Origin of the sequence: Pseudomonas fluorescens (assembly GCF_000730425.1) — a bacterium.
Classification (GTDB): domain Bacteria; phylum Pseudomonadota; class Gammaproteobacteria; order Pseudomonadales; family Pseudomonadaceae; genus Aquipseudomonas; species Aquipseudomonas fluorescens_X.
Window position 1 is genome coordinate 666,086 of the sequence record NZ_CP008896.1, and the last position, 20,187, is coordinate 686,272.

At 60.6% G+C, this 20,187-nt stretch carries 18 protein-coding genes; 14 read left to right on the plus strand and 4 right to left on the minus strand.

Going from position 1 to position 20,187, the window contains the following annotated elements; translation table 11 throughout:
- Nucleotides 1-2: 2 nt before the first annotated feature.
- Together HZ99_RS02790 and HZ99_RS02795 are read right to left on the minus strand one after the other, a co-directional pair.
- Nucleotides 3-764, minus strand: a complete 762-nt coding sequence (locus tag HZ99_RS02790) for a type 1 glutamine amidotransferase (RefSeq protein WP_235205558.1) — start codon at nucleotides 762-764, stop codon at nucleotides 3-5.
- 75 nt (nucleotides 765-839) lie between these two features.
- Nucleotides 840-1,733: an AraC family transcriptional regulator gene (locus HZ99_RS02795; protein ID WP_038447807.1), complete on the minus strand. Its 894-nt coding sequence runs from the start codon at nucleotides 1,731-1,733 to the stop codon at nucleotides 840-842.
- A 136-nt stretch (nucleotides 1,734-1,869) separates the two neighbouring features.
- Here HZ99_RS02795 and HZ99_RS02800 point away from each other — a divergent pair, with 136 nt between their 5' ends.
- The 10 genes from HZ99_RS02800 (at nucleotide 1,870) to HZ99_RS02845 (ending at nucleotide 11,753) form a co-directional block, all read left to right on the plus strand.
- The gene (locus HZ99_RS02800; protein WP_038441215.1) at nucleotides 1,870-2,613 is read left to right on the plus strand and encodes an SDR family NAD(P)-dependent oxidoreductase; all 744 of its coding nucleotides are present in this window, start codon (nucleotides 1,870-1,872) and stop codon (nucleotides 2,611-2,613) included.
- Nucleotides 2,614-2,631: 18 nt separating this feature from the next.
- Entirely contained in the window at nucleotides 2,632-3,033 is a 402-nt protein-coding gene (locus HZ99_RS02805) for a VOC family protein (RefSeq protein WP_038441216.1), read from the plus strand.
- Between the two features lie 281 nt (nucleotides 3,034-3,314).
- Entirely contained in the window at nucleotides 3,315-4,262 is a 948-nt protein-coding gene (locus tag HZ99_RS02810; RefSeq protein ID WP_038441217.1) for an AraC family transcriptional regulator, read from the plus strand.
- A 107-nt stretch (nucleotides 4,263-4,369) separates the two neighbouring features.
- Nucleotides 4,370-5,746, plus strand: a complete 1,377-nt coding sequence (locus HZ99_RS02815; RefSeq protein ID WP_038441219.1) for a Rieske 2Fe-2S domain-containing protein — start codon at nucleotides 4,370-4,372, stop codon at nucleotides 5,744-5,746.
- Nucleotides 5,743-6,231, plus strand: a complete 489-nt coding sequence (gene benB, locus HZ99_RS02820; protein WP_038441221.1) for a benzoate 1,2-dioxygenase small subunit — start codon at nucleotides 5,743-5,745, stop codon at nucleotides 6,229-6,231. The genes HZ99_RS02815 and benB overlap by 4 nt, the downstream gene beginning before the upstream one ends.
- Nucleotides 6,232-6,241: 10 nt before the next feature.
- Nucleotides 6,242-7,264, plus strand: coding sequence for a benzoate 1,2-dioxygenase electron transfer component BenC (benC, locus tag HZ99_RS02825; RefSeq protein ID WP_038441223.1), 1,023 nt, complete (start codon nucleotides 6,242-6,244; stop codon nucleotides 7,262-7,264).
- A 10-nt stretch (nucleotides 7,265-7,274) separates the two neighbouring features.
- Nucleotides 7,275-8,036 carry a 1,6-dihydroxycyclohexa-2,4-diene-1-carboxylate dehydrogenase gene (locus HZ99_RS02830; RefSeq protein WP_038441224.1) on the plus strand — a complete coding sequence of 254 codons (762 nt, stop codon included), beginning with the start codon at nucleotides 7,275-7,277 and terminating at the stop codon, nucleotides 8,034-8,036.
- 53 nt (nucleotides 8,037-8,089) lie between these two features.
- Nucleotides 8,090-9,424 carry an MFS transporter gene (locus tag HZ99_RS02835; protein WP_038441225.1) on the plus strand — a complete coding sequence of 445 codons (1,335 nt, stop codon included), beginning with the start codon at nucleotides 8,090-8,092 and terminating at the stop codon, nucleotides 9,422-9,424.
- A 40-nt stretch (nucleotides 9,425-9,464) separates the two neighbouring features.
- Nucleotides 9,465-10,712: an OprD family porin gene (locus tag HZ99_RS02840; RefSeq protein ID WP_038441226.1), complete on the plus strand. Its 1,248-nt coding sequence runs from the start codon at nucleotides 9,465-9,467 to the stop codon at nucleotides 10,710-10,712.
- A 96-nt stretch (nucleotides 10,713-10,808) separates the two neighbouring features.
- Nucleotides 10,809-11,753, plus strand: a complete 945-nt coding sequence (locus HZ99_RS02845; protein ID WP_038441227.1) for a Dyp-type peroxidase — start codon at nucleotides 10,809-10,811, stop codon at nucleotides 11,751-11,753.
- A gap of 155 nt (nucleotides 11,754-11,908) precedes the next feature.
- Here HZ99_RS02845 and HZ99_RS02850 read toward each other — a convergent pair whose 3' ends face one another.
- Nucleotides 11,909-12,823 carry a LysR family transcriptional regulator gene (locus tag HZ99_RS02850; RefSeq protein ID WP_038441229.1) on the minus strand — a complete coding sequence of 305 codons (915 nt, stop codon included), beginning with the start codon at nucleotides 12,821-12,823 and terminating at the stop codon, nucleotides 11,909-11,911.
- Nucleotides 12,824-13,070: 247 nt separating this feature from the next.
- Between HZ99_RS02850 and HZ99_RS02855 the strand changes: the two genes are divergently transcribed.
- The 4 genes from HZ99_RS02855 to pgm all read left to right on the plus strand — a co-directional run bounded on the left by HZ99_RS02855 (nucleotide 13,071) and on the right by pgm (nucleotide 19,402).
- Nucleotides 13,071-14,093, plus strand: coding sequence for a zinc-dependent alcohol dehydrogenase family protein (locus HZ99_RS02855; protein WP_038441230.1), 1,023 nt, complete (start codon nucleotides 13,071-13,073; stop codon nucleotides 14,091-14,093).
- Nucleotides 14,094-14,793: 700 nt separating this feature from the next.
- Complete coding sequence (locus HZ99_RS02860; RefSeq protein WP_051903010.1) at nucleotides 14,794-16,203, plus strand: hypothetical protein; 1,410 nt, start codon at nucleotides 14,794-14,796, stop codon at nucleotides 16,201-16,203.
- 43 nt (nucleotides 16,204-16,246) lie between these two features.
- Nucleotides 16,247-17,647 carry a PLP-dependent aminotransferase family protein gene (locus tag HZ99_RS02865; protein WP_038441231.1) on the plus strand — a complete coding sequence of 467 codons (1,401 nt, stop codon included), beginning with the start codon at nucleotides 16,247-16,249 and terminating at the stop codon, nucleotides 17,645-17,647.
- 114 nt (nucleotides 17,648-17,761) lie between these two features.
- Nucleotides 17,762-19,402 carry a phosphoglucomutase (alpha-D-glucose-1,6-bisphosphate-dependent) gene (gene pgm, locus HZ99_RS02870; RefSeq protein WP_038441232.1) on the plus strand — a complete coding sequence of 547 codons (1,641 nt, stop codon included), beginning with the start codon at nucleotides 17,762-17,764 and terminating at the stop codon, nucleotides 19,400-19,402.
- A gap of 51 nt (nucleotides 19,403-19,453) precedes the next feature.
- Here pgm and HZ99_RS02875 read toward each other — a convergent pair whose 3' ends face one another.
- Nucleotides 19,454-20,149, minus strand: a complete 696-nt coding sequence (locus tag HZ99_RS02875; protein ID WP_038441234.1) for a pirin family protein — start codon at nucleotides 20,147-20,149, stop codon at nucleotides 19,454-19,456.
- Between the last annotated feature and the right edge of the window lie 38 nt (nucleotides 20,150-20,187).

Sequence of the window (20,187 nt, forward strand, 5' to 3'; positions counted from 1 at the left end):
CTTTACCCAGCCTGGTAATCGGCAACAAGCTTGTCCAGGAACGCAAACAGCGTTTGGTTCATCTCATCGTAATCGTTAGCCCGCAGCGCCTCGGGCTGTTGGACAAAGCGCCGATCGGTGAGCGTCGCCAGTTCCGCCTCAGAGGCCTGGATCAACAGCTCCACAACCTCTTTGGTGAGTTCCATATGGCATTGAAAACCGTATACCAGCGGGCTGTATTCGATGATTTGGCGTGGGCAGCCCTCACTGTAGGCAAGAATCCTGGCGTCCTCAGGCAGTCCTGGCATATCACCGTGCCAATGGCCGACGTCCAAGCCGCGCCCGAAGTGCGAAAACTTTGGATTGGCCAGGCCCTCTTCGGTTAGCCGAATCGGGAACTTGCCAATTTCCTTTTCTGGGCTGCGGCTGCAAGTGGCACCCAGGGCCTCTGCGATCAATTGCGCGCCCAGGCAAACCCCGACCACCGCACGTCGAGCCGCGATGGCCTGGTTGATGAGTTCGCACTCGGCAAGCGCATTGAAGTGCGGGCATTGCTGCTGCGTTGTCGAAGGGCTCTGCGGGCCGCCCAACACCACCAGAAGGTCGAACGCGTGCACTTGGGTTGGCAGTGCATCCTGTTGGTAGACACGGGAGTAGCTGGCTTGATAATCGCGAGCCTTGACCCAGTCCTCAAATGCCCCCGGGGCTTCGAATGATTCGTGCACTACAAAATGGATTTTCATCGTGTACACCTCAGATTCAGCGGACGTCAGCGCTGTGGTCAAACAATATTGGCAGGTGGTTCATGCGTATTTTTGCGATTACACAGCGACACAATACAGCATAAATGACACAATGTGTCATTTGTTGGCGACCCTCGTTTCACCGAGGATCCTTCGGGCGTCTTGTCCGGGAGGCAGCCCAAACACCCGTGCATAATCTCTACTGAATTGCGTCGCGCTTTCATAGCCGACCTCGAAGGCAGCAGCCATGACACTCCTGGCGTTGGCCACCATCAGCGTTCTGGCCTGGAGCAGGCGAACCCGTTTCTGATACTGCAAAGGGCTCAGATTGGTAACTGCCTTGAAGTGGCGGTGAAATGCCGAGACGCTCATTGATGCGCATTCTGCCAAGTGTTCTACGCCAATGGGTTGTGCGAAGTCACGGCGGATCCACTGGATTGCCCTGTTCACGCGGGCCATCGCCGTATCCGGCGCTGCGATCTCCCGCAACATCCAGCCATGGGGGCCCTGGAGTACACGGAATATGATTTCTCGCTCATAGACCGGGGCCAAGGCTGCGATGGCGTCCGGGTCGCCCATCAACCGCAGCATTCGTACCCAGGCATCCATCAGGTCGGCCGTGACTGAGGCGACGCTAAACCCAAGGCTGTGCTCAATGCGGCCGACAGGTTTGGGCAGGTCGCAAAACAGCGTCGACAGCACCGCCGGGTCAAGTGTCAGACTGACTGCCAAGTAAGGATCTCCCGATACGCTCGGATGTACAGACCCCACAGCGGGCAGATCGATGGACATGACGAAATAGGTCGCCGGGTCATAGCGCAGTGTTCGATCCCCCACGGTCATGCTCTTGCTGCCTTGCAGGATCAGATTAATCATGGGGTCATAGACTGCCGCGAGCATGTGTTCGGGGATTTTTCCCTGAACCATGGCCACGCGGGGAATGCCCGTCTCGCTACGGCGATTTTCAGCCTTGGCCGCGAGGGAGCGGAGTTCGTTCAGTTGATTGTCCATGCCGGACATGCTGACGGCAGCACCCAGTGCCGTGCAAGCAAAAAGCAGAAACAGGCAGGTTTTGAGTAGGAATGGGTACGATCCAGGCGGTTGTGATGCGTACTGTGGACGCACCTAAACCACAGAGGAACAGCAGATGAGCGTAATCGTCATTACCGGCGGCAGCCGTGGAATCGGCGCCAGTGCCGCCGAACACATTGCTCAGCGTGGCCTGGGGGTCATCCTGACCTACAACGTCAATCCCCAGGCCGCCGCTTCGGTTGTGGAACGCATCGAGCGAGCCGGTGGCAAGGCTGTCGCGCTAAAGCTCGACGTGTCTGATCTGGGGAGTTTCGTGGCCTTTCGACAGTCCGTGGTGCTGGCCTTGCGAGATACCTGGGATGCCACCACGCTGAGCGGCCTGGTCAATAACGCCGGCTACGGCCTGTTCAATCCCTTGGCGACCGTCACCCAGGCGCAGTTCGATGGTCTGTTCAACGTGCACCTCAAAGGCCCGTTTTTCCTGACCCAGGCACTACTGCCGCTGTTCGCGGAAAATGCCAGTATCGTTAACCTGACCAGTGCCACTACCCGCGTCGCCACTGCAGGTGTCGCACCCTATGCAGCGTTCAAGGGTGGGCTCGAAGTGCTCACTCGTTACATGGCCAAAGAGTTCGGCGAGCGGCGTATACGGGCCAACGCCGTATCCCCCGGCGCCATTCGTACCGAATTGGGGGGTGGACTGAACAACGAATTCGAAGCGCTGCTGGCGGGGCAAACGGCACTCGGTCGGGTGGGTGAGCCGCAAGACGTCGCGCGGGTCATCGCTATGCTTCTGTCGCCGGAGGGGGCTTGGATCAATGCCCAGACCCTCGAAGTTTCCGGCGGCTACACCATCTGAACACTTGAGGCGTTTGCCATGTTGGATCATCTCTTTTTGTCTGTGAGCGATATCGCACGCTCCAGCCGTTTCTACGAGGGCACCCTGACCGCGTTGGGTATCACCGCGCGCCTGGACTACGACGGCAAAGACGGCCCCACGGGGCATCCTGACTTAAAAGGCTTCGGTGCCAATGGCCGGATGTTCTTCTGGTTACGCGAGGGCGTTGTCGAAGGGCGCGCGGTACATGTTGGGTTTGTCGCAAACAGCAAGGCTGAAGTTGACGCCGCCTATGCGGCGGCCATGAGTCAGGGGGCGGTCGACAACGGCGCGCCTGGCGCACGCCTGCACTATGACCCCAATTACTATGCCGCCAATGTGCTGGACCCGGATGGATACAGCCTGGAGTTTGTCTACAAAAACTGGCAGCACACCCAATGAATACGCAGCCAATACCCATCCGGATCCGGGACAAGAAATTCGCGTCGGTCCACCTCGGCCGCACCCGCCGGTGCTCATTTGTTTCGCTCAAACCGGCGAACACGTATCAAGACGTGTCGCCATCTAGGCAGTGGCGAGTTGCATAATGCCCGGCCTAGTGCGGGTTATCGAAGCGCAACAAGTTCACCATACCTACTGGGTATCCCTGTAGACCTTATCCATATTGGACGGCCATTACGCCACGCCTCAGCCTGAGGCCAATAACTATAAAGAGGCGCACCATGACCGTGCTATTGAGTGAGCGCAGCCAGATTTTCCAGGGTGCCGATGCTTATGCCGTGTCGGATTATGTCAACCAGCATGTCGGCAGCCACTGTATCCGCCTGCCGCCCAAGGGCCGGCCCATGGCGAGTATCAGCCACCGGACCTTTTCCAGCCTGGACTTGTGCCGTATCAGCTATGGCGCGCCGGTACAGGTTACGTCGGTGGCGCTGGAAACGATCTATCACTTGCAGATCCTGCTGACCGGGCATTGCCGTTCCAACTCACGGGGTGAGGAGCATATCTTCGGGCCGGGGGAGATCCTGCTGATCAATCCGGATGACCCGGTGGACCTGACCTATTCCGCCGACTGCGAGAAATTCATCATCAAGTTGCCGGTGCGCTTGCTGGAAAACGCCTGCCTGGCGCAGCAGTGGACGCTGCCACAGCCGGGTATTCGTTTTGCGGCTGCGCGCCATGCACTGAGTGAAATGGACGGCTTCCTGCAATTGCTCGGGCTGATCTGCCATGAGGCGGAAAACGCCGCCGAGCCGCAAGTGCAAGGGCTGTATGAGCGGATCGTGGCCAATAAACTGTTGGCGCTGCTGACCAGCAACGTGTTGCGGGTGGTCCCCCAGGAAGGCCAGGGTGGTGGTTTCGAGGCCGTGCGTGAGTTTATCGAGGCGCATCTGGGCGAGGACATCAGCATCGAACAGCTGATGGCCGTGGCCAAGGTCAGCGAGCGTTCGCTCTATAGCCTGTTCGAGCGCCAGGTGGGCCTGTCGCCCCGTGATTATGTGCGCCGGCGCAAGTTGGAGCGGGTGCATGCGCGCTTGCAACTGACCACCGCGCGCAGCGTGACGGAAGTGGCGCTGGACCACGGCTTCATGCACTTGGGACGTTTCTCCGAGGCCTACCGCAAGCGCTTTGGCGAATTGCCTTCGCAGACCTGGAAGCGCCATCGATAAGCGGCTTGCGCCAGCCGGATAATGAATTGCAGGAAGCGGATATTGAGGAGCGGGACGAGCACGTACGGTGAGGGCGCCTGATACAAGAACAACGGAGGGCCTGCCCCATGACCAGTACACTCGACCGCCTCGCTGTGCAACTGCGCGAGTCCGTTCAGGAAGATCCCGCCACCGGGGTGTTCCGTTGCCGCCGCGACATTTTTACCGACCCCGACCTGTTCGCCCTGGAGATCAAGCACATCTTCGAAGGGGGTTGGATCTACCTGGCTCATGAAAGCCAGGTGCCCGACATCAATGACTACTACACCACCTGGATTGGCCGCCAGCCGGTGGTCATCACCCGTGACAAACATGGCGCCCTGCATGGGCTGGTCAACGCCTGTGCCCATCGTGGCGCCATGTTGTGCCGGCGCAAACAGGGCAACAAGGGCTCGTTCACCTGCCCATTCCACGGCTGGACATTCAGCAACGCCGGCAAGCTGCTCAAGGTCAAGGATGGAAAGACCGGGGCCTACCCGGACAGCTTCGACTGTGACGGCTCCCACGACCTCAAGCGCCTGGCGCGCTTCGAAAACTACCGGGGGTTCCTGTTCGGCAGCCTCAGCGAGGCGGTGCCGCAACTGAGCGATTACCTGGGCGAGACGCGGGTCATCATCGACCAGATGGTCGACCAGGCGCCCCTGGGCCTGGAGGTGCTGCGCGGCAGTTCATCCTATGTCTATGACGGCAACTGGAAGCTGCAGATCGAAAATGGTGCCGACGGCTATCACGTCAGCTCCGTGCACTGGAACTACTCGGCGACCATGAGCCGGCGCAATTATGAGGCGCAAGGCACGCGGACCGTCGACGCCAATGGCTGGTCGAAAAGCCTGGGCGGGGTCTACGCCTTCGAGCACGGGCACATCCTGCTGTGGACGCACCTGCTCAACCCCGAGGTGCGTCCGGTGCACGCCCACCGCACGGCACTGGCCGAACGCCTGGGCCAGGAACGCGCCGACTTTATCGTCGATCAGACCCGCAACCTGTGCCTTTACCCCAATGTGTACCTGATGGACCAGTTCTCCACCCAGATCCGTGTGGTGCGGCCTTTGGCGGTGGACAAGACTGAAGTGACGATCTATTGCATGGCGCCGATTGGCGAAAGTGCCGAGGAGCGGGCGACGCGGATCCGCCAGTACGAAGACTTCTTTAACGTCAGCGGCATGGGCACTCCGGATGACCTGGAAGAGTTCCGTGCCTGTCAGACCGGCTACCAGGGCGCGACCACCTTGTGGAATGACCTCAGCCGTGGCGCCAAACAGTGGGTTGAAGGCGCTGACGAGAATGCCCGGGCCATGGGCATGCACCCGCAACTGAGCGGGGTGAAGACCGAAGACGAGGGCTTGTTCGTGCGCCAGCACGCCCATTGGGCCGCCAGCCTGCAACGGGCGATCGAACGCGAACAGCAAGGCCTGATTGCCAGCGACCGGGAGGTGCAGCCATGAGCCTGCCCCGTGAACGCCTGCTGGACTTTCTCTACCGCGAAGCACGCCTGTTGGATGACCGCCAGTGGGATGAATGGCTGGCGTGCTACTCGCCCAAGGTGGAGTTCTGGATGCCCGCCTGGGATGACCACGACACCCTCACCGAAGACCCGCAAAGCGAAATCTCGCTGATCTACTACCCCAGCCGGGACGGCCTGGAAGACCGCATCTTCCGGATCAAGACCGAACGCTCCAGCGCCAGCACGCCCGAGCCGCGTACCGTGCACCTGCTCAGCAACCTCGAAGTGCTGGCCGACGATGGGCCCCAGGTGGCGCTGCGTTTCAACTGGCACACCCTCAGCCACCGCTACAAGACCACCGACAGCTATTTCGGCACCTCCTTCTATGACCTGGATATACGCGGCGAGCAGCCGCTGATCACGCGCAAAAAGGTGGTGCTGAAAAACGATTACATCCACCAGGTGATCGACATCTACCACATCTGAGGACACCGCCATGACATATGCCATTGCCCTGAGCTTCGAGGATGGGGTAACCCGTTTTATCGACTGCAAGGTGGGGGAGAAGGTACTCGATGCCGCTTTCCGCCAACGTATCAACCTGCCCATGGACTGTTCGGACGGTGTCTGCGGCACTTGCAAATGCCGCTGTGAAACCGGCGCCTATGACTTGGGCGACGACTATATCGAAGACGCCCTGAGTGCGGACGAAGCCCAGGAACGCCAGGTGCTGACCTGCCAGATGGTGCCGCACTCCGATTGTGTGATTGCCGTACCGGTGCCATCGAGCGCCTGCAAGACCGGCACCACGTCGTTTGCCGCGACGTTGCTTGGCATGACTCGCCATGCCGATGCCGCATTGGAAGTGAGTTTCCAATTGGATCAGGCTCCGCTGTTCCTGCCTGGCCAGTATGTGAACATCGGCGTGCCCGACAGTGGGCAGACGCGCTCCTATTCCTTCAGCAGCCGCCCTGGTGAGACCCACGCCAGTTTTCTGATCAAACATGTGCCGGGCGGGTTGATGAGCGGCTGGCTGGAGCGTGCCCAGCCGGGCGACAGCGTGCCGATCACCGGGCCGTTGGGGAGTTTTTACTTGCGTGAGGTAGTGCGGCCACTGTTGTTGTTGGCGGGCGGCACCGGCCTGGCGCCGTTTCTGTCGATGCTGGAAGTGCTGGCCCAGCGTGGGGAAACCCGGCCGATTACCCTGATCTATGGGGTGACACGGGATCAGGACCTGGTGTTGGTCGAGGCCCTGGAGGCCTTCGCCGGGCGGCTGCCCGACCTCACTGTCGTTACCTGCGTGGCCGACCCGCAGAGCACGCACCTGCGCCAGGGCTATGTCACCCAGCATATGGCCAGCGAGGTGCTCAACGGCGGCGATATCGACGTTTACCTGTGTGGGCCGCCGCCGATGGTCGATGCGGTGCGCCAGCACTTCAAGAGCCTGGGGCTGAGCCCTGCCAGTTTCCATTACGAGAAATTCACCCCCAACGTTGTCGCCAGCTCTGATGCGGCCTGAGGAAATCAGCATGAACCCACGTTTTGACCGCAAGGTTGCGCTGGTCACCGGCGGCGCCCAGGGCATCGGCCGGCGCGTTGTTGAGCGTTTGCTGGAAGAGGGGGCCTGGGTGGTTGCAGTCGATCGCTCGGAACTTGTGCACGAACTGCAGCACGCACGGGTGCTGACCTTGATCGCCGACCTGGAGCAGCACGCCGAGTGTGCCCAGGTGATGGCCGCTGCCAAGGTGCGTTTCGGGCGCATCGATATCCTCGTCAACAATGTTGGCGGGACTATCTGGGCCAAGCCCTTCGAGTACTACACCCAGGCGCAGATCGAAGCCGAGGTGCGCCGTTCGCTGTTCCCCACGCTGTGGTGCTGCCATTGCGTGCTGCCCTACATGCTGGAGCAGGGCAGCGGCGCCATCGTCAATGTGTCTTCGGTTGCCACGCGCGGGGTCAATCGGGTGCCGTATGGCGCAGCCAAGGGCGGGGTCAATGCCCTGACCGCCTGCCTGGCCCTGGAGACCGCCGGCAGCGGGATTCGCGTCAATGCCACGGCACCCGGCGGCACCGAGGCCCCGCCGCGCCGCATCCCGCGCAATACCCAGCCCCAGAGCGAGCAGGAGCGCGTGTGGTACCAGCAGATTGTCGACCAGACCCTTGATAGCAGCCCGATGAAGCGTTACGGCAGCATCGACGAGCAAGCGGGCGCGATCCTGTTCCTGGCTTCTGACGAGGCCTCCTATATCACCGGCGTGACCTTGCCGGTAGGAGGTGGCGACCTCGGCTGATTCGCCTTTACCAGCAGACATTGACTCACAACAACAATAAAGAGAGCACTGCCATGCGTACCCATGACGTCCATTCGATTATCGATAATGCACCGTTCAACCGTTTTCACTGGCTGATCGTCAGCCTGTGCGCCTTGCTGTTGATCTTTGACGGCTATGACTTGTTTATCTACGGCGTGGTCCTGCCGTCGATCATGCGCGAGTGGGGCCTGACGCCCTTGCAGGCCGGGGCGCTCGGTAGTTATGCGCTGTTCGGCATGATGTTCGGCGCGTTGATCTTCGGCACCCTGGCGGACCGCTTCGGGCGCAAGAAAGGCATCGTCTTTTGTTTCGCGCTGTTCAGCCTCGCCACGGTGTTCAACGGCTTTGCCAGCAGCCCCACTGAATTCGGTATCTGGCGCTTTATCGCCGGGCTCGGTTGCGGCGGGCTGATGCCCAACGCGGCGGCGCTGATCAACGAATATGCGCCGAAGAAAGTGCGCAGCACGTTGATGGCCTTCATGTTCAGCGGCTATTCCCTTGGTGGCATGCTCGCCGCCAGCGTGGGGATCTTCATGCTGCCGGCCTACGGCTGGTCGTCGATGTTTTTCGTGGCGGTCATCCCGCTGCTGCTGTTGCCGTTGATTGTGCTGTGGCTGCCCGAGTCCATTGGTTTTCTGATTCGCCAGGGGCGGGTGGAGCAGGCACGAGCGCTGCTGGCACGCCTGGCGCCGGATACGCCGATCGGCCCTGGGGATGAACTGCTCATCACTGACGTCAAGAGCAAGGGGGCGTCGGTGGTGGAGCTGTTCCGCCATGGCCTGGCCGTGCGCACAGCGATGATCTGGACCGCGTTTTTCTGTTGCCTGCTGATGGTCTATGCCTTGAGTTCGTGGTTGCCCAAGCTGATGGCCGGGGCGGGTTACAGCCTGGGGTCGAGCCTGTCGTTCCTGATTGCATTGAACCTGGGGGGCATGGCCGGGGCGCTGATCGGTGGGCGCCTGGGGGATCGGCTGAACCTGGTGAAAGTGGTGATCAGCTTTTTTGCCGCCGCCGTGGTCTCCATCAGCCTGTTGGGCATCAACAGCCCGATGCCGGTCCTGTACCTGCTGATCTTTATCGCAGGGGCCACCACCATCGGCACGCAAATCCTCCTGTATGCGGGAGCGGCGCAACTCTATGGCTTGTCGATTCGTGCCACCGGCCTGGGTTGGGCCTCCGGCATCGGGCGCAATGGCGCTATCGTCGGCCCGTTGTTGGGCGGCGCGCTGATGGCGATCGAACTGCCCCTGCAGCTGAATTTCATGGCCTTTGCCATCCCCGGAGCCATTGCAGCGCTGGCGATGACGGTGTTCGCCCTCAACGAGCGACGCATCCGTATTACCTTGCCCGCGGCCCAGGCGCTGTAACGGCCCCAACCTGTCGATAATAAAAACAAAGAGCACCGACATGAGCACACAACGTATCTGGCTTTCCCTGCTAGGGCTGCCCTTTGCGGCAACGGCGGGCGAGGGTGGTTTTTTCGCGGGTTCCACGGCCACCTTGCAGGCCCGCAACTATTACTTCAGCCGCGATTTTTCCGACATCGTCGGCACCAACCCGCAGTCCAAGGCCCAGGAGTGGGGCCAGGGCTTTATTCTTACCTACAAGTCCGGTTACACCCCAGGCCCGGTGGGCTTTGGCCTGGATGCGCTGGGCACGCTGGGCCTGAAGCTCGACAGCAGCCCGGACCGGGTCAACACCGGCCTGCTGCCGGTCAAGGACGATGGCCGCGCCGCCGACGACTACAGCCGCCTGGGCCTGGCTTTCAAGGCGCGCCTGTCCAGGAGCGAATTGAAGGTTGGCGAGTTGCAGCCGAACCTGCCGGTGCTGGCTTTCAGCGACATTCGCCTGCTGCCGCCCAGTTACCAGGGGCTGAGCCTCAGTTCCAGTGAAATCACAGGCCTCACCCTGCAGGCCGGGCACCTGGCCACCACCAGCCTGCGCAACGAGGCCGGTGACTCGAAGATGATCGCGATGCTCGGCCATGTGCCACAGCGCGGGGCGAAGAGCGATGCGTTCAACTATGCCGGCGGCGACTACACCTTCAACCGTGAGCGCACCAGCGTCAGCCTGTGGCATGGCCAGTTACAAGACATCTACGCCCAGGACTTTATCGGCTTCAAGCACAGCCAGCCGTTCGGGACATGGGTACTGGGCGTCAACCTGGGGTACTACACTGCGCGGGAGGATGGCGAGCAGTTGCTCGGCAACATCGACAACCAGGCGTTTTTCTCGCTGCTGTCGGCCAAGCGTGGTGGGCATACCTTTTATGCCGGTTATCAGGCGATGTATGGCGACAGCGCCTTCCCACGGGTCTTTGCCAATGTCACGCCGCTGGGCAACGAAGTGCCCACCTATGAGTTCGCCTATACCGACGAGCGCTCCTGGCAGGTGCGCCATGACTACAACTTCGCGGCATGGGGGATTCCGGGGCTGAGCACAACCGTGCGTTACATCACCGGCGACAACGTGAATACCGGTGGCGGATACGAGGGCAGGGACCGCGAGCGCGACCTGGATATCGGTTATGCCGTGCAAAGCGGCGTGCTGAGTGGCTTGGGGATCCGGCTGCGCAATGTCATGGCACGCTCAAACTACCGCAGCGATATCAATGAGAACCGGTTGATCCTCAGCTACACCTGGACGCTGCTCTAGGGGCTGCCCTGGCGACGTGTTTATATCGTTTAGTAATGGGTGTAGGATTTTTTACTCTCTCCTTTAACCGTGGAGCTGCGTGTGGAACCCATAACGATGAACCCGGAAATTGATCCTCAACCCGTGTGTAGCCCGATTACCAGCAGCGCCATTTTCATGGTCGCCACACTCGCCCCTGGCGATGAGGCGGCCAACACCGTTCGCGAGTGGTGCGGCGATATTGCAGCCCTGACGCGCTCCGTGGGCAAGCGTGTGCCTGATGGCAACCTGACCTGCGTGTGCGGCTTTGGCTCCACCGCCTGGGATGCGCTGTTCGGTAGCCCGCGCCCGGCCTCTCTGCACCCGTTTCAGGCAGTCGGGGTCGCCGGGCGCATGGCGGTCGCGACCCCTGGGGATGTGCTGCTGCACATTCGCGCCGACCGCATGGACCTGTGTTTTGAACTGGCCACGCAAATCATGGCGGCCCTGGGCGATGCGGTGACCGTGGTGGATGAGGTCCAGGGTTTCCGCAATTTTGATATGCGCAGCATCATCGGCTTTGTCGATGGCACCGAGAACCCCACCGGGCGCAAGGCCGTGGGCTTCACCATCGTCGGTGAGGAAGACCCGGCATTCAGGGGTGGCAGCTATGTGCTGGTGCAGAAGTACCTGCACAACATGAGTGCCTGGAACGCCCTGTCCACCGAGGCCCAGGAGCGGGTGATCGGGCGCACCAAACTGTCGGATATCGAATTGGGCGATGAGGTCAAGCCGAGCAACTCCCACAGCGCCTTGACCACCATCACCGAGGATGGCGAGGAGGTGAAAATCCTGCGTGACAACATGCCATTCGGCCGGCCCGGGGCGGGGGAGTTCGGAACGTACTTCATCGGCTATGCCCGTTCGCCACAGCCGCTGGAGAGGATGCTGGCGAACATGTTTGTCGGCCAGCCCGCCGGCAACTATGACCGGCTGCTGGATTTCAGTACGGCGGTCACCGGCAGCTTGTTTTTCGTGCCGTCGGCGGATCTGCTGGAGGAATTGGCTGAGCGGGAGCCCTAAGGCTGGCAAGGCTCATTTTGCCACTGCCGACATCAGCAACTTGCGGATCCTCCCTGTGACTGCACTTTTGGTGCCTGGCTCCAAAATCCCCACTTGTCTGGGCTTGAGGAGTATCTGGAGAGCAAGTGGGTACAGATTGCTCAGGTGACGGCCTTTCAGAGACTGTCAGGATCCCCGAAAAACATCTGAATCCGCGAACGCAACCACCGCTCTCCCGGATCGTTATCCTGGGAACCGCGCCACGCCATATGTAATTCAAAACTGCGTACCGGCAACGGCGGGTCTTCGGCGCGCAGGCCGCCGGCTGCGGTCAGGGCTTCGGCGGTGTAGTCCGGTACGGTTGCGAGGATGTCGGTGCCGGCCAGCAAGGTACCCAGGCCATTGAACTGCGGAACCGCCAGTACCACATGGCGCTTGCGATCGAGTTTTTCCAACTCTTCATCAATAAACCCGCTCAGGTCGCCGGCAAATGAAACCAGGGCGTGGGGACGGGCGCAGAAGTCGTCCAGGCTCAAGGTGCCGGGCATGCTGTCGGCGCGCAACAGTTTAGGCAGGCTGCGGCGCAACAGTTTGCGCTTGGCGTTGGCCGGCAGGTCGGCGGTGTAGCTGACGCCAATGGAGATTTCCCCGGAGGCCAGCAGGCTCGGCATCAGGATGTAATTCACGCGGCGGACCACCAGTACGATGCCCGGCGCTTCGGCACGCAGGCGTTTGAGCAGTTGCGGCAGCAAGGCAAACTCCACATCGTCCGACAGGCCGATGCGAAACACCGCGGTGCTGGTGGCTGGATCGAATTCGGCGGCGCGGCTGACGGCGGTGGAAATCGAGTCCAGGGCCGGCGAGAGCAGGGCAAAGATTTCCACGGCCCGAGCCGTGGGCTCCATGCTGCGCCCGGTACGCACGAACAGCGGGTCATCGAACAGCCCGCGCAGGCGCGACAAGGCCGCACTGATGGCCGGCTGGCCGAGGAACAGTTTCTCGGCGGCACGGGTCACACTGCGCTCATGCATCAAGGTTTCGAATACGATCAACAGGTTCAGGTCGACACGACGCAGGTCGTTACGGTTCATCTTGTGTCCTGGCAGATTCAGCGAACTTGACGTGAGCGGCCACATGACAACAATGGCCGGCATGAATCTTACGGGGAAAGGCTGGTACTCTGCACCGGCTAATTCAGTTTTCCTACGCCACCAAGGGTATTTTCCTAAGCGGTGGAATCAATGACAGACATGACGACTATTAATGGCGACCGGTGGCCTTGCCCCGAAAGCCCAGATAAAGTTCATGGCATTAGAGGTTACTTTGGCGAGGTTTGCGATGTCCCGCACGATCCGTTTTCACAAGTTTGGTCCGGCCGAGGTGCTCAAGTGCGAAGAGCATGAAGCCACGTTGCCCGCACCGGGCGAAGTGCAGGTGCGTGTCGAAGCGATTGGCATCAGTTGGTACGACATTCTCTGGCGGCAGAACCTGGCGTCTTCCCATGCCCGCTTGCCTTCGGGCCTTGGCCATGAAATGGCCGGCGTAGTGATGGCGGTCGGCGAGGGTGTCAATGACCTGGCGGTGGGCGACAAGGTCGCCAGCTTTCCGGCCGAAAGCCCCAATGATTACCCGGTGTATGGCGAGCAGATTGTGCTGCCTCGTTCGGCCCTGACCCGTTACCCGGATGTCTTGAGCCCGGTACAGGCCAGTGTGCACTACACGCCACTGCTGATTGCCTACTTTGCCTATATCGACCTGGCACGGGTCAAGCCGGGGCAATTCGCCCTGGTGACGGACGCCAGCCATTGTGCCGGGCCTTCCTTCGTGCAACTGGGCAAGGCCCTGGGCGTGCGGGTGATCGCGGCCACCAAGTCGCCCGACGAGCGCGAATACCTGCTGTCCCTGGGTGCCGAAAAGGTCATCGTCACTGAAGAACAGGACTTGCTGATGCAAATCAACAAGTTCACGGATGGGCGGGGCGTCGACGTGGTGTTTGACGGCTTGGGCGGCCCGCAGATGTCGCTGTTGGGCGATGTCCTCGCACCCCGTGGCAGCCTGGTGCTCTATGGCCTGCAAGGTGGCAACCAGACACCGTTCCCGGCCTGCGCAGCGTTCCAGAAGAACATTCAGTTCTTTGTGCACTGCATCGGCAACTTCACCGGCAAGCCGGAGCTGGGCATCGCCCAGGACCAGGTTGCGCTGCAACGGGCCCTGCGTGAGATCAACCAGCTGACCGCAGATGGCATGCTGGTACCGCTCAAGACTCGGGTATTTGCGTTCAGTGAGTTTGTCGATGCCCATCGTTATATGGACGAATGTCCGTGCCGCGAGCGGGTGGCGTTGCAGGTTGAAGCCGTTTGATCTGTGGGAATGTTCGCAAAGGGACGTTCTACCTGTGCCTGCCATGGGGCAAATACGCCATTTAGAAGGACAGGATCTACGCCTGCGCTGAGCCTGGCCCGCGGATTTTTTCCCCGCAAAACCTGCCTTTGATGCCGCCGCTGCTCTGAATCCCAGAGCAGCGGCGTTTCATTTAGGGGCTGCTGCAACTACCGGCCCGGCAAGCTGCACTGGTTTTTACGCTCAGTCTGTATCTTTTAATCATCAATCAAGCGCTGATAATTGCCCGGTCACTTTCATCTCAAGGACTGAGCAATGATTGCAGAAAACAAATCCAAACAGCGGCTCGCCATAACTAATCAGCTGCCTTGTATATCGACCCAAGGATATGGGGCGATAGATAGGGCTTTTAAGTGCGCGCGAACTAAACCCTATTTTTGCCGTGCGCTGTATATGTCAGATCATTCTTTATTGTATGAGTTAAAAGTCGGTAGGCGATTGTAAGACGGTTCCTAGGCTTGCCTGCAGGCCTGTGTAGGCGCTTTCTTCAGCGGGTGATGGCATCTTCGCCGGGACATTCCAACTGGCGCTTTGTTGTGCGGTGCTAACATTTAGCTATCAGCTTTATCGCAACAAACGTCAATTCCAAGTAAACAGCAGATCGGACAGGCACGCCCAATTGCTTGCCCGCAACTGACAGTTAACCTCAGGTAGTAAAGCTATGAGCGCTATTCACGAACAAGCCATGAATTATGTTTACCAGCAAGTATTGCAACGGTTGCAAGGCTATTTCTCGCGAGCGGAGCGCACTGCACTTCAGTTGTTGATTCAACGGTTGATTGTGGCCGCAGGCGGCATCGAGCAGATCGGTGACTACAAAGTGCTGGTCGCCCATGGGGGCGGCAAAGGCAGTAGTCACGCCCTGGCCTTCCTGCGTGCCGCCCAACTGACCATCGCCGGGCGTGCGCCGCGCAGTTTTCAATTGCGCGTGGCAACCCTGCGCCATACCGGGATGACACAAACTGCGCTGGACAGCATTCATCGAGGCTACAGCGCCTTGTTTTTCCATGATGACCCCAGGGTCGAGCTGTTGATGGTGGAAAACCAGGAAGTTTTCCCCTTCAACCACCTGCGCCCGGCTTCCACGGGGGGCCAGGATATTGGCCGACGCAATATGTTGATGGTCGGGCACATGAGCTCGGGGGATATCCGCGCCAGTTTGTGCAACGACGGCTATTTGTCCCTGGGGGATTTCTATCGTCGTATCACGGCATGGGACGGCGGGGTGCACGCTCTGGTCAGCAGTGATTCGCCGCGCAAGCAGAATCAATATCTGGCGTGGCTGGCCAGGACCACGCGAACAGCGGGCATGAAAGGTCATTCCGGACGGCCATTGGCGCTCAACGCCTTGTTCGCCCGCATGGATGATTGCAGCACCGATTACTACCGCAAGGTTTATGGTGAGCATTACGCGGCACAGGATGCTTCCTCCAAGGAGGTGCATCGTCATCTGGCCTACATCGGTGTGGCCGACCTGTTTCGCGCAACGGGGCAGGACTGTACGGTATTGCTCAATGAATTCATGGGCTACAGGCAGGATGAGCTCGCCTTTCAGTTCAGCGCCCCGGCCTACGCCAACCCGCTATTGATGGCCCACTTGCATGGCTTGCATGCGCAGATGCTGCTGGGCCTGGATTATCAGCAGGGTGTCGCACAGTTCCTTGACCAGGCCATCGGCTTTATGCGCCGTAAAAATATCCCGGAATTGCTGATTGCCCAGGCCGGCACCAGGGACGGGCGCATGTTAGCGGCGACCTATGCCCGTGAGTTCTTTGGCCTGGAAGAAAACCAACTGGTCTGTCTGTTGTTTTCACCGTTTATTCGGCAAGGACAGCGCCTGGAGGCTTTCTTGCGCCGTTGCCACCCCGGCATGCTGGTGGCACTGCCCGAACTGCATAAGGCCCTTCAGGGCAAACCCTCGGCAGAACTGGTCCAGCATTGGATTGTCGACACCAGCGGTTTACCCCTGGTGCTTTTGCAGCATCTGTATGGCACCGACGTCGCAGCCAATGCCGCTTCTATCAACAGCGAGGAGCCGACCACCGAGCCGTACGGCGTGTCAGGACGCTGAGGATGGTTGCGCTACAGCAGCCACTGTCAGGGCAGGCAGCATCATGAAGGGGGACAAGCAGGCAGGCTTCGCCTATCAGGCCGTGTATCGCTACATGATCAACCTGATCAATGAAGTGGGCACCGAGGCCAGGGTCAAGCTGCCGTCCTTGCGACATCTGGCGGAGCGTTTGAATGTATCGATTTCCACGATTCAATACGCCTACTCGCTCTTGGAAAAGGAAGGCAGGGTGTACTCGGTGGCCAAGTCCGGTTACTACGCCTTGCCCATTGCCAGAAACACGCCGTGCTGCACCGCTGAGGATTTGCTGGAGCGCCTGTATGTCGGGGCACGCAGGCCGGGGATGTTGGTGCTCAGTGCCGATGAACCGGCGCAACTGCTTTCCCTCGACGGCCCATTGCTGCAACTGGAACGTGAACTGGTGCGCCAGCACCCACGCCAGTTGCAGCCCTATTCCCAGCCGTGTGGAATCTGGGAACTGCGGGCGGCGCTGGCGGCGCGCTACACCCGTTCACCCACGCGCTGCTGGCAGGCAGATGACGTCTATATCGGCGCTGACCTGCGGGGCGTCCTGGCCATCCTGATCGACGTGCTGGCGCTCAAGGACGCCGCGGTGCTGGTGGAGTCGCCGTGTGACTGGCTTGTCCTGCGGCTGCTGCAAGACGCCGGCGTGCGCGTAATCGAGTGGCCGTGCAATGAGCCGGGCAGGCTCGACCTGGCCTATCTGGAGCAGCAACTGCGTACCGAAGGTGTGCAGTTGGCATTGCTATCCTCGACCCCGGGCCTGGCCACGGGCAACGCCTTGACGCTGGTGGATCAGGCGCAGGTGGCAAGGTTGCTGGAGCAACACGGCTGTTGGTTGCTGGAGAACGACATCCATGGTGGGTTGGAATTCGAGGCGAGCACCAGCTACCTGCGCGACGTGGTGAACCCTGAGCGGCTCATGGTGTTTTCCACCCTCGAAAAAGTCATGGGCCCGGAAGCTCCCTACGGGTATTTGCTGTCGCGGCACTTGAGCACGCAATTGCAGCGCCAGTTCCTGTTGCGCACGTTTCGTTTGTCGTCCATTCGCCAGCGGGCGATTGCCCGGCTGTACCACAATGGACGCCTCGACCAGCACCTGCATGACTTGCGCGCATTGCTCAAGGAGCAGGCTGGAGCGATGCACAAACGTCTGGAGCTGCATCTGGGCGAGCGCGTGACATACCGGCTGCCCCAGGCAGGCGCTACCTACTGGTTACGCTCGACCGAGGCCGTGGACATGCGCCGGGTATTCCAGAACATGCTGGCGCGCCAGGTGGTGATTGCCCCGGGGGAATTGTTCAGCGTGAGCGGCCTGTACCAGCAGCACTTTCGCTTGAGCCATGGGGGCAGCACTCATCACAGCCTGGACCTGGTGCTGGAGGAGTTGGCATGGGCACTCAGGCAGGGGCAGAGCGGATGAACGGGGCACATAGGAAACATCCCTGATTACTGTGGGATAGATACCGTCGCGTGGCGGTCAAACACCCAGTAAACTGTCTTCCTTTTCCGAATCCTTCTTTTCAGAGGTTTTTGCATGACTCTCAGTCCTTTTGCGGGCAAACCGGCGCCAGCTCAATTGCTGGTGGACATCCCGCGACTGGTAACGGCCTATTACACCGGCCAACCTGATGCAGCGATCTCCACTCAACGCGTGGCTTTTGGTACCTCCGGGCACCGTGGCAGCTCTTTTGACTTGAGTTTCAATGAATGGCATGTGCTGGCGATCAGCCAAGCCATTTGCCTGTACCGTGAGGCGCAAGGTATCGATGGCCCATTGTTTGTCGGCCTTGACACCCATGCGCTGTCCACTCCGGCGGGCGCCAGTGCGCTGGAAGTGCTGGCGGCCAACGGCGTGCATGTGATGCTCGCCGAAGGCGACGAATACACACCGACCCCGGCGATTTCCCACGCCATCATCTGCTACAACCGTGGCCGCACCAGCGGGCTGGCCGATGGCATTGTCATCACCCCGTCCCACAACCCGCCCCAGAGTGGTGGCTATAAGTACAACCCGCCCAACGGCGGCCCGGCCGATACCCATGTCACCAAATGGATCGAGGCCAAGGCCAATGAACTGCTGGCCGCCAAGCTGGCCGGGGTCAAACGCATGACCCACGCACAAGCCTTGAAAGCCGACACCACCCATCGCCATGACTACCTCAATACCTATGTGGCCGATCTGATCAATGTGATTGACATGGACGCCATCCGCAGTGCCGGCCTGCGCCTGGGCGTGGACCCATTGGGCGGAGCAGGGGTGCGCTACTGGTCAGCCATTGCCGAGCATTACCGTTTGAACCTGGAGGTAGTGAACACCGAGGTCGACCCGACCTTCCGCTTCATGAGCGTGGACTGGGACGGCCAGATTCGCATGGACCCGTCCTCCAGCTACGCGATGCAAGGCCTGATCGGCCTCAAGGAACGCTTCGACGTGGCGTTTGCCTGCGACCCGGACCACGACCGCCACGGCATCGTTACCCCGTCCGGCGGGCTGTTGGCGCCGAACAACTACCTGGCAGTGTCCATCGACTACCTGTTCCAGAACCGCCCCCAGTGGCGCGCTGATGCGGCCGTGGGGAAAACCGTGGTCAGCAGTGGCTTGATCGACCGCGTCGCCGCACGCATTGGCCGGCGCCTGTATGAAGTGCCGGTGGGGTTCAAGTGGTTTGCCGACGGGCTGTTCGAAGGCTCATTGGGCTTTGGCGGCGAAGAAAGTGCGGGCGCTTCGTTCCTGCGCAAGGATGGCCGCGTCTGGAGTACCGACAAGGACGGCCTGATCCCGGCCTTGCTGGCCGCCGAAATGACCTCGCGCAAAGGCCAGGACCCCAGCCAGATCTACCGAGGCCTGACCGACGCCCTGGGTGAGCCATTCGCGATTCGTGTGGACGCCAAGGCCACCCCGGCGCAGAAGGCACTGCTGGGCAAGCTGGCGCCGGAGCAGGTCACGTCGAAACAATTGGCCGGGGAAAGTATCCAGCAGATCCTCAGCCATGCGCCGGGCAACGATCAGGCGATTGGCGGGCTGAAAGTCATGACCGAAAACGGCTGGTTTGCTGCGCGGCCGTCGGGCACCGAGGATATCTACAAGATCTACGCCGAGAGCTTTATTGGCGAAGATCACCTCAAACACCTGGTGGAAGAGGCGCAGGTGTTGGTGGACGGTGCCATTTCCTGACCAAATGTGGGAGCGGGCAACCCCGCTCCCACATTGAGCTTAGAGTCCGGCTCAGGCCAGATCCACCAGCACCACTTCGCTGTCTTCGATCGCCGTCACCCGCAGCACGCGCTCATCCTCTACCGCAACGCCGTCCCGCGCCTGCGCTCGCAAGCCGTTCACATCGATGACCCCGGTCGCCGGCACCAGGTAGGCCCGACGCCCTGCATCCAGGTGATACTCGGTACTTTCCCCGGCCTTCAGGTTGGCCGCCACCAGGCGTGCATCGGCGCGGATCCGCAGGCTCTCATTGTCGCCATGCTTGCCGCTGGCCAAGGTCACGAACCCTTCGCGCTCGCCCTTGGGAAAAGGCTTGGCGCCCCAGGACGGTGGCAGGCCTGCCTCGTTGGGGATGATCCAGATCTGGAAGATCTTGGTCGCCGTGGCTTCCAGGTTGTATTCGCTGTGGGCGATCCCGGTGCCGGCACTCATCACCTGCACGTCGCCCGCTTCAGTACGCCCCTTGTTACCGAGGTTGTCCGCATGGCTGATGGCGCCTTCACGCACATAGGTGATGATCTCCATGTCCCGGTGCGGATGCTGTGGGAAGCCTGTGCCTGGAGCGATGATGTCGTCGTTCCACACCCGCAGGTTGCCCCAGTGCATGCGCCGGGCATCATGGTACTCAGCGAACGAAAAGTGGTGATGGGCATCCAGCCAACCGTGATTGGCGCCGCCCAGGGAGGTAAAAGGTCGAAGTTCAAGCATGATCGTCTCCTGTTGATGGGCCTATCATCCGTCGGGTC